Source organism: Streptomyces flaveolus, from assembly GCF_044765825.1.
In the GTDB taxonomy this organism is placed as follows: Bacteria; Actinomycetota; Actinomycetes; order Streptomycetales; family Streptomycetaceae; genus Streptomyces; species Streptomyces flaveolus.
In genome coordinates this window covers 318124-332788 of the sequence record NZ_JBIWKU010000002.1, presented here as the reverse complement: position 1 = coordinate 332788, position 14665 = coordinate 318124, and the positions used below count along the sequence as shown (strand labels likewise).

The following is a 14665-nucleotide window of genomic DNA, read 5'->3' as shown; positions in this document are numbered from 1 at the left end:
GCCGAGACGCTAGCTGCCGGTTTGTGATCGGTTATGCACCGTTTCCCGCGTGGATCGGCAGGGCAAGCGCCCTTCGACCTCCCCAGGTGTCCTGGCCCTTGCCCGGCCGACTCCGGGGACCATCCGCTCGCGCGGGCCCGAGCCCCGGGCGCCCTTGCCGTGGCGGACGTGGAGCGTGCCCAAGCGGCCCAGGTCCCAGGTAGTTACAAGCGGTCGGAGCGAACTTCCGGCAGGTCGCCAGCTCGCCGCCCCATCCGGCGAACAGCGTCTTGACCTCCGGCCCGGACGGCGGAATCTGCAGAGCCGCGTCCTTCGACCCGCGCGGCCGGTTCATCTCGTCGATCGGGCACTCGATCACCCGACCGGTCATCCGGTGGACCTCGACCTTGTGCCGCAGCTTCAACAACAGGGAGTACGTAATCAGCGCCTGAGAGCGCCCTAGCCGCGTACCGCTCGGCGAAGCCCGCAGCACCTTCCCGACGTACGCGACGGCGTCCGGCGGCTCCATCTCCCACAGCGGGCGGCCGAACCAGGACCGCGTCTGGTCCAGGTGTCCGACGTCCCTGCGGATCGTGCCGTCCGCCAGCTCAGCCGAGGCCCGCGCCAGCACAAACCCCGCCAGCACGTCGGTCTCGAACCGCTCCACCTCCTCCGCCGTGGCCGACGGCCGGACATCGCGCAGGTCCCGTACGACAGCCAGCGCCAACCCGAGCCCCCTCAACTTCAGTGAGAACGCTTCAGAAATCCTGAAGTTGCCGGGACTCTTGCAGAAAAAATCGCCAACGGTGCTCCGCCGCACGATGCGGAGAAGTATGAGGGCGACCACAGGTGCCCATGCATGATGGCGCGGTTGATCCGGCCGGTGAACTCCTGCCGTATCCGGCGGGCGGAGACGCCCTTGAGGCTGCTGACCAGCTTGGAGACCGCGACCGTGATGACCAAGGCCATCTGCGGTGGGGCGTCGCGCGCATGGTCCCGAGAGGACTGATCAGCAACGGCACCGTCACTATCACGAAAGCCGCGACGGCGGGTCACCAGCGTCGACCGGAGACCTACCGCTACCGCAACACGCCGGCTCCCGACATGGCATCCTCAGTGGCGCTCGGCGACCGCGACGGCAGCCGCGTACCCCGCTTCCACGGCGACGTCGCTGACCACCCAGCCGGGCACCGGGCACGCCCCACGCTCAGAGGTGCCGAGGTAGTCGAGATGCAGGGCGCGCCCCAGTCCGGTGCCGCGCCCCTTCAGGTACGCCTCCTTGCGGGTCCACACGCGGGCGAAGGCCGCCGGGCGTTGGGCCGACGGGCAGCTGGCGAGCTCGGCGCGCTCCAGGGGATGGAGTGTTTCGCCGACATCGGTGACGAGGTCGAGGCCCGGCAACCGCTCGATGTCCACGCCGACTGCTGTTTCCGCGAAGACGAGAAGGCACAGCTCGGCACTGCGGGAGACGGAGAAGCGCAAGGGCGCTTGGGGGACTGCGGGAGGTCCGTGCCGGACCCGGCACACTGGACATGGCTGCCGGACGAGAGAGATGCCTGAGGGTTCTGTGTGCAGGTACGCCCCGAGGAGTAGACGCAGTGCCGTGTGGGTGACCCGATATGCGTCACGATCCGTCGCTTTCTGTAGCGACATGGCCCGTGCTTTTTCGTGGCTGTCCAGCAGTGTGTTAGCGAGTGGGGCGAGGATGTCTCGGAGGTCTGGTATCCGTGCCAGCCACAATCGAAGCGGGCTGCCAAGGGCAGGTGGCTCCAGTGGCTGGGCCCAGGCGGCCGGTGCTAGCGGAACGGGTTCCAGCATGACGTTGCGGTGGCCGGTTGCGGGAATCGCTTCCGAAAGCGGTTATCAGGAGAGTTGCGCATGCCGCCGGCCGCCCTTCTTCACCTGATGCGGGGTCTACTTCGGTCGTATGTCAGAGCCCTACGCTGATCGTCCTTGTCGTTGCTGCCCGACTCCCTTCGTGTCGGTGTCCGCCAGGGATGGCGCACGGTGTTCGGGTTCGGACTTCGTGATGGGGCTTCGATTGTTTCGGTGATCGGGCGGATCACCGACGCTGCGAGACCGCTGATGGTCGGATGCCGGCAGATGCCGCGCATCGGCACCAACAGAGCTGCCTTCTTACCCGAGCACACAGTCTCTGTGGGCCTCGTCCGTAGGCAGTCGGGCGGATTCCTCGCCCCAATTCGTATGGGCAGGATCCAGAGGCGTGACGTCGGCGTGGGGGCTTTCTGAAGCTTTGCTGATGGCGCGCCTTACTCTGTATTCGGTGCGAGGGAGGCCGGGTATGACGCAGTCGCGCATATTTCTTGTGTCTGGTCACCTGTCCCGATATATGCAACGGTCAGAACAGGTGAGGCAAGTGCCGGGCTGACCTGAAACGCCACATGGTGAGACGGACATTCACCATGCAAGAACACTCACAACAACTTCATACCGGGCTGCCCTGGCAACGAATACCTGGCAAGACAGCAGGACGTTCGACCGGCAGTAGCCCAGGGAGTCCTCATGACGGGACAGAGGCTCGAGGTGATGGATACCGGCCTCACGGCCACCGCCTCCCACCACGATGAACTCGCGGATCCCCCCGCACCCAGCACTCAGGATCTCCTCGCACGGGTCCTTGCCGAGGTCGCCCAGGTGCACAAGGTGTCTGTGGACAGTCACTTCTTCAACGACCTGGGAGCCGACTCACTGATCATGGCGCACTTCTGCGCCCGGGTCAGGAAACGGCCGGAACTGCCGTCGGTGTCCATGCGCGACGTTTACCGGCACCCGACCATCAGGGGACTGTCCGCGGCACTGACGGCCGGTGCACCGCCGGCCCACGCACCACCGACGCCCAAGACGTCCGGACCCCCAACCTCGGAGGCGGGCGAGGCACGGACACCGAAGGCGCCGACGGGCCACCCCCACTACGCACTGTGTGGCGCACTGCAGCTGTTGAGTTTCCTTGGCTACGCGTTCCTCTTCGCCTTCGTGACCGCCAGAGGCTACGACTGGATTTCCGCCGGCACCGGCCTCATCGATGCGTATGTCCGGTCCGTCACCTTCGGCGCCGCGCTGCTCCTGGTGCTGTGCGTCCTGCCTGTCTTGGCGAAGTGGCTGCTGATCGGCCGCTGGAAGCCACAGCGGATTCGCGTGTGGAGTCTCGCCTACGTACGCTTCTGGCTGGTCAAGACGCTGATCCGGTCAAGCCCGCTGGCCTTGTTCGCCGGGTCGCCGCTGTACCCGCTCTACCTCAGAGCGCTCGGCGCACGCATCGGCCGGGGAGTGACCTACCTGTCGCGCAGCATGCCCGTGTGCACGGACCTGCTGACCATCGGCGACGGTACGGTCGTCCGTAAGGACTCCTTGATCAGCTGCTACCGCGCTCACGACGGGGTGATCGAGACCGGCCCCGTCACGCTGGGGCGGGAGGCTGTGGTCAGCGAGGCGACGGTGCTGGACATCGGTACCCGCCTGGGCGACGGATCGAGGCTCGGGCACGCGTCGTCCCTGCACACCGGACAGCGAGTACCGGACGGTGCGCACTGGCACGGCTCACCGGCCCAGCCCGCCGATACTGCTTTCCGGACAGTGGAGCCCGCCCGGTGCGGCACCGCACGGCGAGCCGCCGCCGGCGTCCTGCTGCTGTTCACCGTCCTGCTGCTGTACGTACCCGTCGCGGTGGGCCTGGTGGATGCGCTGCTCTCCCAGGTTCTCCAGGACTCCGCGGTGGTGCGGCAGGCGGAGGCCCACCCGGCCGACTGGACGCTCTACGCCGACCTGCTGGCGATCACTGCGGTGGTCTTCTTCGGCGCTGTGCCCGTGGCCCTGGTCGTCGTCGCTACCGTGCCGCGCCTGCTGAGCAGGCTTGTGCCGCCGGGCCGAACCTACCCGCTGTACGGTTTCCGGCACGCCGTACACCGGGCGATCGTCCTCATCACCAACCGGAGGGCGCTCACGCGCCTGTTCGGCGACAGCACCTGCATCGTGCACTACTTGCGCTGGATCGGTTACGACCTCTCGCAGGTGCAGCAGACTGGTTCGAACTTCGGCACCCTGGTCAAGCACGAGAGCCCCTTCGCCAGCACGGTCGGCACCGGGACCATGGTCGCCGACGGGCTCTCCTTGATGAACGCCGACTACTCGAACACCTCCTTCCGGCTGTCTGCGACCTCGATCGGCGCGCACAACTTCCTCGGCAACCGCATCGCCTACCCCTCCCAGGGGCGGACCGGCGACAACTGCCTGCTCGCCACGAAGGTGATGGTGCCTGTCGACGGACCGCTGAGGCACGACGTGGGCCTGCTCGGCTCCCCCTGCTTCGAGATACCGAGGTCGGTACTGCGCGACAGCACCTTCGACGATCTCAAGGACGGCGACGCACTGCGCGCCCGCCTGGCGGCCAAGAACCGGCACAACGCGGTCACGATGCTCTGTTACCTGTTCACGGGGTGGCTCTACTTCTTCGGCGTCACCGCCCTCTTCGCCGGCGCGGCAAGCCTGTACCCGCACTTGGGCATGGTGGTGCTCGGGCTGGCCACCGTCCTGCTGCTGCCCTTCACCGTCCTCTACTTCGTCCTGGTCGAGAGGGCCCTGACTGTGCGGCACCGGCCGGAGCCGCTGTTCTGCTCGATCTACGACCGCCGTTTCTGGTACCGCGAGCGCTACTGGAAGGTGCCCTCGGAGATCCATCTGCACGTCCTCAACGGCACGCCGTTCAAGAGCGCGGTATGGCGGCTGCTCGGCGTCCGCATCGGCCGGCGAGTGTTCGACGACGGATGCACGTTCACCGAGCGCCCCATGGTCGCCGTCGGCGACGGCTGCACGCTCAACGCCGGCAGCGTCGTGCAGTGCCACTCCCAGGAGGACGGCACGTTCAAGTCGGACCGCAGCGAGATCGGCGCACACTGCACCCTCGGGGTCGGAGCGCTGGTGCACTACGGCGTGACAGTCGGCGACGGCGTGGAGCTGGCAGCCGACACCTTCCTGATGAAGGGCGAGACGGTCCCCGAGGGCGCTCGCTGGGCCGGAAACCCTGCCCGCCCCGTATCTGACACCCACGGAGGTGAGCGGTGATGACGACGACAGCGACCAGCGGCCACGACATGGGACACGAGACCTCGCCAGAGGAGGTCTTCACGACCGCGCCCCGCTGGACCAGCGGCCCCCGCCCCGGCACCGCGCGGCACGACACCCCCGTCCCCCACGACGTCACGGCGGCCCTCGAGCAGCGGGCCCGGGAGCTCGGCGTGCCGCTGACCGCGATCCTCCTCGCGGCGCACGCGAAGGTCCTCGCCCTCCTCTCCGGCGCCCCCGCCGTCCGCAGCGGATATCGGCCGCCCGCGGGCACCGGGTTCCTGCCCTGGGAACTGACGGTGGCATCCGGCAGCTGGCGCGAACTGGTCTTTGCGGCCCGGCAGGCGCAGGCGCGGGCTTTCGCGACGCAGCCCGCGACCTCGGCCCCACCGGGATGCGAGGTGGTGTTCGACCCGGTCGGGCACGAGCCGGCCAGCTCCACGGACGGCACGGTGCTCGTCGTGGCCGCCGGAGAGCAGGACGGCCGGCGCGCCCTGCGACTGCGGTACCGGACCGACCTGCTCGACGCTGACTGCGCCGCCCGCATCGGCAGCTATCACCTGCGCGCCCTCGAACAGATCGCCGTCCGTCCGGACGCCCCGCACGACCGGCACAGCCTGCTGACGGCCGAGGAGATCCGTTTCCAGATCGACGCGCTCGCCGGGCCCTGCCGCCCGCTGCCCGACCGCCGCTTCCACGAACTGTTCCAGGAGCGTGCGCACCGGCACCCCGATGCCGTCGCCGTAGTCCACCGCGACCGGCGGTGGACGTACCGGGAACTCGACGTACGCGCCAACCGGCTGGCGCACGCCCTGCTCGACCAGGGGCTGCGCCCCGAGGAGGTGGTCGCAGTAGTGACCGAACGCGACCTGAACTGGCCGGTCGCCGTACTCGCCGTGCTGAAGGCCGGAGGCGCCTACCTACCCCTCGACCCGCACTACCCGCCCGATCGCATGACCACCGTGCTCGCCCGCGCCGACTGCACGCTCGTACTCACCGAACCGGGCAGTACCGCCCATCTGGACCAGGCCCTGGCCTTGCTGCCCGGCACTCGCAAGGTGCTCGTCCCGGACATCGCCGAGGCAGCCGGCAACGACACCGACCCCGGCGTGGACGTCCCCGCGGACTCGCTTGCGTACGTCTTCTTCACCTCCGGATCCACCGGTGAGCCCAAGGGCGCGATGTGCGAGCACGCGGGCCTGCTCAACCACCTCCTCGCCAAGATCGACGACCTGGGCATCGACGAGGGGACAGTCGTCGCACAGACCGCCTCACAGTGCTTCGACATCTCGCTCTGGCAGCTCCTGGCCGCACTGCTGACGGGCGGGCGGACCCTGCTGGTCGATCAGGAAGCGGTCCTCGACACGGACCGGTTCCTCGACACGATCACCGAGGGCCGGGTCGACATCCTCCAGGTGGTGCCCTCCTACCTCGACGTCCTCCTCACCGCGCTCGAACGCCGCCCCCGCCATCTGCCGGACCTGCGGTGCGTTTCGGTCACCGGCGAAGCCCTCAAGGCGGAGCTCGTCCAGCGCTGGTTCGGCGGCGGCCCCGGTCTCCGCCTCGTCAACGCCTACGGCCTCACCGAGACCAGTGACGACACCAACCACGAGGTGCTGGACCGCGCGCCGCCGGGCGACCGGATCCCCCTGGGCCGGCCCGTACGCAACGTGCGCGTCTATGTCGTCGACGACCACCTTGTTCCCGTCCCGCTCGGCGCGCCCGGCGCCATCGTCTTCTCCGGGATCTGCGTCGGCCGCGGGTACGTCAACGACCCCGAACGCACCCGGCTCGCCTACCTGAGCGATCCTCACCGTCCAGGGCAACGGCTCTACCGGGGCGGTGACTTCGGCCGCTGGCTGCCCGACGGCAAGCTGGAGTTCCTCGGCCGCCAGGACGCGCAGGTCAAGATCCGCGGGTTCCGCGTCGAGATCGGCGAAGTCGAGAACGCCCTGCTGCGGGTGCCCGGCGTCCACGACGGTGCGATCGTGGTGACCGGAGCGGAGGGCCAAGACCGGCAACTGACCGCCTTCTGCACCGGCGCGCGGACCCTGACCGCCGAGGACGTGCGGGCACGGCTAGGCGAACTGCTGCCCGCATACATGATCCCGGCCTCCTGCCACCAGCTGGACCGCATGCCTCTCACGGCCAACGGCAAGACCGACAAGAACGCTTTGGCAGCCCTCGCCGGAGCACTCGGTACGGCCTCCGAGGCCCCGTCCCCACCGCGGACACCGACCGAACGGCGGCTCGCCGTTGCCTGGGCGGCAGTACTCGACACACCCATAGAACAAATCGACCGAAACAAGGACTTCTTTTCCCTCGGCGGCACCTCCCTGACGGCCGTGCGCCTCGCGGTCAGACTTGGCAAGGCCATCTCCCCGCGCGACCTCACCGCCCACCCGGTACTCGCCGACCTCGCCCATCTCATCGACACCCGGTCCGAGCCGGCTCCCGCCGTGCTGCACCCTCTCCTGATCCCCGATCACCCGGCACGCGCCGCCCTGATCTGCTTCCCCGACACCGGTCGCACGGCGGCCGGCCTCGGCTCGCCGGCCGACGCCCTGCGGCGAACCGGCCTGGCCGCAGCCAGCGGCCTCGCCGTGCACGTCGCCGCCGTGCCGGACGCCGCACGCATCGTGCAGGCAACCGACCGGCTCCACGCCGACCGCATCCTGTTCTGGGGCGACGGCTCCGGCGCGGCGGCCGCCCAGGAGGCGGCCCACGCCCTGCAGCGGAGCCGAACGCCGGGCCGGGCCGAAGTGATCCGTGCGCCTTCCTTCCAGGAGGCCGCCGACATTGCGTTCCACGCCGCCGTACCTCCGGCAGCACCCTGACACCAGCTCCCCAAGGAGACCACCATGCTGTCCGGACTCTTCCGTAAGCCTTCAGCCCCCGCCGAACCGGCCGCGCCCGCCACGAACGGCACCGCATCACCGACCCCCGCCGAACCCCCGGTCATCGAAGCCCATGACGTCGCGGACGCAGCGGCCTGGACGGCCGAGCACCGGCGCACCCTGCGCAGCATCATTGCCGAGCACGGCGCGCTCACCGTCCACGGCCTCGGTCTGCGCACCCCGTCCGACGTCGAGACGGTGCTTAACCGGCTGGCCGACCGTCCGGCGACCGAACGGGAAGCGTTCGCCGCCCGCGACATGCATGCGACGGGCATCTACTCATCGTCCACGTGGCCGCCCAACCAGACCATGTGCATGCACCACGAGGTGAGCTACACGACACAGTGCCCCGAACTGCTGCTGTTCGCCTGCCTCCAGCCCCCCACCGAGGGCGGCGCCACGGCCGTGGCCGACGCGGCCGCCGTGCTGCGAACGCTGCCCCCCGATCTGGTCGACCGCTTCGAACAGGAGGGCTGGCTGCTCACCCGCACATACAACGACGAGATCGGCGCCACGCTGACCCAGTCCTTCGGCACCGAGGACCGCGACTCCGTCGAGGCGTACTGCCGGGACCACGCCATCGACTACTCCTGGCAACCGGACGGCTCACTGCGCACCCGGCAGCACCGCGCCGCCGTGCTGCGCCACCCGGTCTCCGGCCGGCGCTGCTGGTTCAACCAGATCGCGTTCCTCAACGAGTGGACCATGGCCCCCGACGTTCGGGAGTTCCTCATCGAGGAGTACGGACCCGACGGCCTGCCCTTCAACACCCGCTACGGCAACGGCGACCCCGTGCCCCCCGACGTCGTGGAACAGATCAACAAGGCCTACGAAGCACACACCGTGCGCCGGCCCTGGCAGGCGGGAGACCTGATCGCCGTGGACAACCTGCGCACCGCGCACAGCCGGGAAGCATACGAGGGGCCCAGGGAGGTGGTCGTGGCCATGGGCAATCCCATAAACCTCCTGCCCCACCACACCGCGGCGCGCACCAGGAGGGCAGCGTCATGACCACCACACACCCCGTACCGGAGACCGCCTACGAGGACACGCCGAAGGTGCCGCCCTTCGCGGTCATCCCCGGCGTCCAGGTCAAGGAGGTACTCGAAGGACGGGAGAAGGCCGTGGTGGACGTGGTCGAGGAGGCGTACCGCCTGCACGGCGCCGGACACTCGGTCAATCCGCCGTCCTGCTTCCTCCACCTTCCCGACCGGCCCTCCTCGCGCATCATCGCCCTGCCCGCCTCACTGGGCGGCGACTACCAAGTGGACGGCCTGAAATGGATTTCCAGCTTCCCGGGCAACGTCGCCTCCGACATCCCGCGGGCGTCGGCCGTGCTCATCCTCAACGACCACGCCACCGGTTACCCCTTCGCCTGCCTGGAGAGCTCGATCATCAGTGCCGCCAGGACCGCTGCGTCCGCCGCGTCGGCGGCTGACCGGCTCAGCCGAGGACGGCCTCGGCCCGCCCGGCTGGGCTTCGTCGGGGCGGGCTTGATCGCCCGCTACGTTCACACCTATCTCGACCGCACCGGCTGGTCGTTCGATGCCATCGGCGTGCACGACCTGTCCGCCGACAGTTCGGCGGGCTTCCGGATGTACTTGGAGCAGGCCGGGGCCGTCGGCCGCGTCACGGTCCACCCAAGCGCCGAGGAGCTGGTCCGTAACAGCGACCTGATCGTCTTCGCCACGGTCGCCGGACGGCCGTACATCGACGACCCGTCCTGGTTCCGCCACAACCCGGTGGTGCTGCACGTGTCCCTGCGGGATCTCGCACCCCAGGTGCTGCTGTCCGCCACCAACGTTGTTGACGACATCGACCACTGTCTCAGGGCTGCCACCTCAACGCACCTGACCGAACGCCTCACCGGCAGCCGGGACTTCCTGCTCGGCACGCTCGACGACGTGATGGCCGACCGGGTGACGGTGCCCTCCGGCCGGCCGGTGGTTTTCTCACCGTTCGGCCTGGGGGTGCTCGACCTCGCCGTAGGCAAGTACGTCTACGACGAGGTGGTCATGTCAGGCGAACTACGGATCGTCGAGGACTTTTTCCACGAACTCCGGCGGCACGGCTGAGACGGCCCGCCGACCAACCGGTCGCACCCGAGGAGACCATCGTGCCAGTCATATCCGTCCCCCAGGCCTTCAACGAAGAGGACCTCTACGTCGACCTCGCCTCGTTGTCCGGGCGCCGGCTGTTCCTCAAGTGCGAGGGCTTCAACTTCGCCGGTTCGATCAAGCTGAAGGCCGCGACCGAGATGGTGGAGTCCGCCGAGCGGAGCGGGACCCTGACACGGGATTCGATCCTGGTGGAGTCGTCCTCCGGAAACCTCGGTGTCGCCCTGAGCGTGATCGCAGCGAGCAAGGGATACCAGTTCGTCTGCGTGACCGATTCCCGCTGCAACCTCGCCACCCGCCTGATGATGGAGGCACTGGGCAGCCAGGTCCGTGTCGTCTCCGACGAGGCCGCCGCCGGCGGACTCCTGGGCGCCCGGCTGGCCTACGTGCGAAACCTGTGCGCTTCGGACGACCGTTACGTGTGGCTGAGCCAGTACACCAATGCCGACAACTGGAAGGCTCACTATCGCAGGACCGCTCCCGCCATCGCTCACCGCTTCCCCCAACTGGACGTTCTGTTCATCGGCGTCGGCACCACCGGAACGCTGATGGGGTGTGCCCGCTGGTTCCGCTCCTGGCACCGTCCGGTGCGGATCGTCGCGGTGGACACCGTCGGCTCGGCCATCTTCGGCGACCCGCCGGGCCGCCGCATGATCCCCGGCCTGGGCATGAGCGTACGGCCGCCACTGCTCGACGAGGCGTACGTGGACGAGGCGGTGCGGGTCGAGGAGGCCGACGCCATCCGCACGTGCCGGAGCCTGGCCAGGCGCGGCTTCCTCTTCGGAGGCTCCACCGGCACGGTGGTCAGCGGCGCGACGAGCTGGCTCGCACGGCACGGCACACGCGACCTGACTCCTGTGGCGATTGCCCCGGACCTCGGAGAGCGCTACCTCGACACCGTCTACCAGACCAACTGGGTACAGGCCCTCTACGGCGACGATGCCCTCACCTCGCAGACACCATCAGACGGATCACTCACACCTCCGCCCCCGTCGGCAGCGCGTGTCACGCGGGAATACAGCTAGGGTCCGTCTTCAAAGATCATCAGGTCGTGGATCACGGTGGGGTGGTACGTCGTCATGAACGCACCGGTCATGAGTAGTTGCTCGCCTCGCTGATACCGCGGTTCGCGACGGGCCAGCGCGGAGGATGCCGTAGACGGTCAGGGCAGGTCGCCCAGACGTCCCGAACTTGACGGTGGGTGCCAAAGCGCAGGGCGTTGGCGTGGCCGACATACAGATAAGTGGCGGACCGGTGGGATCTAAGTTGGGCTGTAGCGGACACCGCCTCAGCCACCACTTCCTCCGCCGCGCCGTGCCCGTACATCTCCGCGGTGTCGATGAGGGGTCATTCCCAGGTCCAGGCCGGCGCGCAGGGCCGACACTTCGGCCGCGCGGCGCCCGGGATCCTCCCCCAGGTGCCCTGACCGAGCGCCGGGACCGCAACCCCGCCAGGAAGGATGACCGACCGCGGATCCGCCATGGCTTCCTCCTGGATATAACGGTGGCCAAGACTGCCAACCACCAACTGCACAACGGCACACACCTCAGACCGGAATGGGATTCTCCTGCGGCACGCGCCAAGATTCCCCGTTGGGCCCATGGTTCATCCAGCGAAAGCCGTCCGCGTCGCGCCGCTGCCGCTGCCGCTGCCGCTGCCGCTGATGTGATCGGGATCTTTCCGAATGGCACCGCGATCACCGATGCGCCCCCCGGCCCGGGTTGACGACCAGCCTAGGAGGGAGTTTTCGCGATCGCCCGGGTGCAGGGCACGTCATGCTGCAGATCGCCATGGCCACCCACCACACGGATGCCAGCGGTGAACTGCGGCTGAGCAAGGAGCCGATGCCGCTCAGCCGGGCTCCACCATGAACCTTCAAGATCGTGGATGAGAGCAACCAACCGAACACGGAAGAGTTCTCGGAAACGGGGACACGACATAGCTGCCTCCGGGAAGGCCGGGGCGTACCGGTTTCCTCGCCCCTCGTAGGTACCACGTCGTCGGGGCGGGCTGCGCCGACTGTCGGGGCATTCAGCGGGGCTGGCCGAGTGCTGCCGCCGGACGCAGGTTCTCCTCGAGTCCTTCGGCCATGGCCGCGCTGGCCAATGCCCGTCCCAGTCGAGGCGCCTGTTTGAACAGGTTGTGCCCGGCGGCGAAAAAGATCCTCTCGTCGGCTTCCCAGACCGCCATGCCGTCTTCGCTCCACGGCAGGCTCGTCACCCAGCAGTGCAGGTACTCGACGGGCTCGGGGTCGAGGTCGGGCAGTGCGCGCGAGACGTACCCGCGGGCGCGGTCGTTGAGCGCCACCAGCGCTTCGGGGTCCGCGAAGCTGCCGTCCTCCCGCACCTCGACCGTTTGACTGAGGCCCACCGCATATCGGCTGTTGCCGGGGTAGGGGGCTGCGTAGACGCCAACCTCTCCGAAGTCGCCGCTGCTGTCCTGCAGGCAGGCAACCCGTTCCGGAGGCGCTCCCCTGACCTGGAAGGTGAGGCGGACGTGCGCTGCCGGCTGTACGGGGAGCGAGAGCCCCACGCTGCGCGCCAGCCGCGCGGTGCCCAGGCCGGCGCACACCACGGCCGTTGCGTACTCTTCGCGGCCGACGGCGCTGAGCACCTCCACCGTGCCGCGGCCCGTCCGATGCAGCGAGATGACCTCGTCGGTGACCACAGAGTCACCCAGCGCGTCGCCCAGGCCCTCTACCGCGACACGGGTGCGGATGGCACCGCCGTCCTCATCGAGCATCGCGTTACCGTGATAGTCGGCGAGGAGCGGCATGCGGGCGTGAAGCTCGGCGCTGTCCACGGCCCGGGCCGGTATGCCGCCGGCATCGTGGAGAATGCGCAGTCTCTCAGGAACGGGATCGCCCAGGGCGACCACTCCGTCCTGGGAGATCAGTTCGGCGCCCAACCGGTCGGCCCACTCGTCCCAGACGCCACGGCCCTGCCGGGTGAATTCAACTAGGCGGGCGTCGTCATGCGCGTGGCGGAATATGCGTGACTGGCCACTGGACTGCCCATGGCCTGGAACGCCGCTTTCATAGACCCGCGCCCTTGTTCCGCGTTCGGCCAGTGCATAGGCGGTGCAGAGTCCGACGATGCCGGCTCCTACCACGGCCACCTCGGGAACCCGGTCCATTCGATCGCCTCACTTCGCGTCCCGGACCTGTCCCCCCTGCGGAGCATCTGTCGCCGCCGCGAACTGGTGGGTGACTGGACCCGGTGGGCGGCATTGTCAGGCTCTACGTGACGCGACGGCTGAACAGTGTCCCCTTCAGCCTCGCACCGGTCCGCAATATGTCAACCGGCCACCTCGGACAACGACCGTGACCGACCGGCGGAGAGCCGCGGGATCGGACGTCCGGTCAAGGCAGGGGAGAGGGTTTCCGAGCAGCACATCGGCCGGCTGGCGATTCCGTGGCTGTCCAGACCAGCGGGCAGGAGCAGGGGTCCCGCTCGGTCGAGGTGTCGACCCGCTGGACGTGATGACGGCACCATGAGCGCCGGCTGGTGGAATGACCTTGCATCATGATCAGCCTGGCAGCTTCCGCAGCCAGGACATCCTGCACATCGGAGTCCAGGCTCATTGTGTCGTTCTCGGTGTTTCGACCAGTTGACCTGGCACCTGGCCGCCCCGGGCATCGTGGGGCTCGGCACGTCACGCCCGCCCTGGACCGGGCCGGGCCGGGCCACCGAGGCCGAACCGGACGGTCCTGCTGGGAGCCCCGGAAGTCGGCCGACTTCGGCTGGCCGGTGACACGACCAGGTAACCGTACCGGCGGCGCAGGCACGCGCTGGAGTCCGCCTTCGCCGCCCGGGCGTGACCGCTACGCGCATGGGCCAAACTGGGACCCCGGCCCGATTCCAGCGGGCCGGGGTTCCACTTATGCGGGCGGCCGTGGCCTAGTACTCGTCGTGGTGGCTCTTGGTCACCCGGAAGCTGGCCAGGACACCGTCGTCGATGTCGATGCTCTTGACGTGTCCGGGGCGCACGCCGTAGCTGGAGCTGTGGCGTCCGACCGTGGCGATGGGAGCACCGTTGTCGCAGACGGCCCCGCGGAAGACCTCGACGGTCTTGCGGCTGTCGTTGCGGATGTTCAGGGTCTTCGCGCCCAGGCCGCTGACCACGGTGATGCAGTCACCGGCGTGAGCAGAGTAGGACCGCTCGTTGATCTGGATACGGCCCTCGTCCTCGTAGTCGTCGCCCCGGTCGTGGCCCTTGCCTCCGTAGCCCCTGCCTTCGTCCTTGCCTTCGTTGCCCTTTCCTTCGTTGCCCTTGCCTTCGTCGCCCTTGCTGTTGCCGCTGTCGCCGCCGGTCGGGGCGGCCACGGCGGCCGGAACCTCCTGGGGCGCCGAAGCGGTGCCGGCCGAGGCGTAGGTGATGCCGGTCACGGCCAGAGCCGCAGCAGCCGACACTCCGGCGGTGACCATGGTCGCACGAAGCTTCATCTCACCATCTCCTGTTCGAACAGAGACGCCGGACCGTTCGGCCGGCTCGTGAACGAACTTACCCAGAGCCGATATGACGGGCATTTCGAGAAGCCGGGGATTCAGCTCCGAACGGGGTATTCTCCGGCCCCTTCCACAACCTGACGGA

General features: G+C 68.6%; 9 protein-coding genes and 2 pseudogenes. 5 read left to right on the top strand and 6 right to left on the bottom strand.

What is annotated here, in order from left to right; all coding sequences use genetic code 11:
- Nucleotides 1-31: 31 nt before the first annotated feature.
- The 3 genes and pseudogenes from ACIRG6_RS06740 to ACIRG6_RS06730 all read right to left on the bottom strand — a co-directional run bounded on the left by ACIRG6_RS06740 (nucleotide 32) and on the right by ACIRG6_RS06730 (nucleotide 1461).
- Nucleotides 32-799, bottom strand: coding sequence for a hypothetical protein (locus tag ACIRG6_RS06740; protein ID WP_403321848.1), 768 nt, complete (start codon nucleotides 797-799; stop codon nucleotides 32-34).
- Nucleotides 724-930: pseudogene (locus ACIRG6_RS06735) on the bottom strand (IS200/IS605 family transposase); the annotation flags it as partial. The pseudogene ACIRG6_RS06735 and the gene ACIRG6_RS06740, both read right to left, overlap by 76 nt.
- 162 nt (nucleotides 931-1092) lie before the next feature.
- Nucleotides 1093-1461, bottom strand: a complete 369-nt coding sequence (locus tag ACIRG6_RS06730) for a 4'-phosphopantetheinyl transferase family protein (protein ID WP_364826061.1) — start codon at nucleotides 1459-1461, stop codon at nucleotides 1093-1095.
- 1041 nt (nucleotides 1462-2502) lie between these two features.
- Between ACIRG6_RS06730 and ACIRG6_RS06725 the strand changes: the two genes are divergently transcribed.
- From ACIRG6_RS06725 to sbnA, 5 genes are read left to right on the top strand one after another with little or no spacing between them, the layout of a single operon-like run.
- Nucleotides 2503-5058: a Pls/PosA family non-ribosomal peptide synthetase gene (locus ACIRG6_RS06725; protein ID WP_403321256.1), complete on the top strand. Its 2556-nt coding sequence runs from the start codon at nucleotides 2503-2505 to the stop codon at nucleotides 5056-5058.
- A complete protein-coding gene (locus tag ACIRG6_RS06720) occupies nucleotides 5058-7895 on the top strand; it encodes a non-ribosomal peptide synthetase (protein WP_403321254.1) in 2838 nt (945 codons plus the stop codon). Before ACIRG6_RS06725 ends, ACIRG6_RS06720 begins: the two co-directional genes overlap by 1 nt.
- Nucleotides 7896-7919: 24 nt before the next feature.
- Nucleotides 7920-8966 carry a TauD/TfdA family dioxygenase gene (locus ACIRG6_RS06715; protein ID WP_364686614.1) on the top strand — a complete coding sequence of 349 codons (1047 nt, stop codon included), beginning with the start codon at nucleotides 7920-7922 and terminating at the stop codon, nucleotides 8964-8966.
- A complete protein-coding gene (gene sbnB, locus ACIRG6_RS06710; RefSeq protein WP_364686617.1) occupies nucleotides 8963-10030 on the top strand; it encodes a 2,3-diaminopropionate biosynthesis protein SbnB in 1068 nt (355 codons plus the stop codon). The genes ACIRG6_RS06715 and sbnB overlap by 4 nt, the downstream gene beginning before the upstream one ends.
- A 41-nt stretch (nucleotides 10031-10071) precedes the next feature.
- Nucleotides 10072-11097, top strand: coding sequence for a 2,3-diaminopropionate biosynthesis protein SbnA (gene sbnA, locus ACIRG6_RS06705; RefSeq protein ID WP_364686620.1), 1026 nt, complete (start codon nucleotides 10072-10074; stop codon nucleotides 11095-11097).
- Between the two features lie 256 nt (nucleotides 11098-11353).
- On the opposite strand, the pseudogene ACIRG6_RS06700 reads toward sbnA, so the two are convergent.
- From ACIRG6_RS06700 to ACIRG6_RS06690, 3 genes and pseudogenes are all read right to left on the bottom strand, one after another.
- Nucleotides 11354-11554: pseudogene (locus ACIRG6_RS06700) on the bottom strand (aldo/keto reductase); the annotation flags it as partial.
- 549 nt (nucleotides 11555-12103) lie between these two features.
- On the bottom strand, nucleotides 12104-13207 hold the full coding sequence (locus ACIRG6_RS06695) for an NAD(P)/FAD-dependent oxidoreductase (RefSeq protein ID WP_403321251.1): 1104 nt from the start codon (nucleotides 13205-13207) through the stop codon (nucleotides 12104-12106).
- Between the two features lie 764 nt (nucleotides 13208-13971).
- Nucleotides 13972-14517, bottom strand: a complete 546-nt coding sequence (locus ACIRG6_RS06690; RefSeq protein WP_403321248.1) for a hypothetical protein — start codon at nucleotides 14515-14517, stop codon at nucleotides 13972-13974.
- Between the last annotated feature and the right edge of the window lie 148 nt (nucleotides 14518-14665).

Excerpts from the sequence above, each read along its gene's own strand:
- ACIRG6_RS06690 (WP_403321248.1), bottom strand. The coding sequence starts at position 14,517 with ATGAAGCTTCGTGCGACCATGGTCACCGCCGGAGTGTCGGCTGCTGCG.
- ACIRG6_RS06720 (WP_403321254.1), top strand. The coding sequence starts at position 5,058 with ATGACGACGACAGCGACCAGCGGCCACGACATGGGACACGAGACCTCG.
- ACIRG6_RS06715 (WP_364686614.1), top strand. The coding sequence starts at position 7,920 with ATGCTGTCCGGACTCTTCCGTAAGCCTTCAGCCCCCGCCGAACCGGCC.
- sbnB (WP_364686617.1), top strand. The coding sequence starts at position 8,963 with ATGACCACCACACACCCCGTACCGGAGACCGCCTACGAGGACACGCCG.
- ACIRG6_RS06695 (WP_403321251.1), bottom strand. The coding sequence starts at position 13,207 with ATGGACCGGGTTCCCGAGGTGGCCGTGGTAGGAGCCGGCATCGTCGGA.
- ACIRG6_RS06725 (WP_403321256.1), top strand. The coding sequence starts at position 2,503 with ATGACGGGACAGAGGCTCGAGGTGATGGATACCGGCCTCACGGCCACC.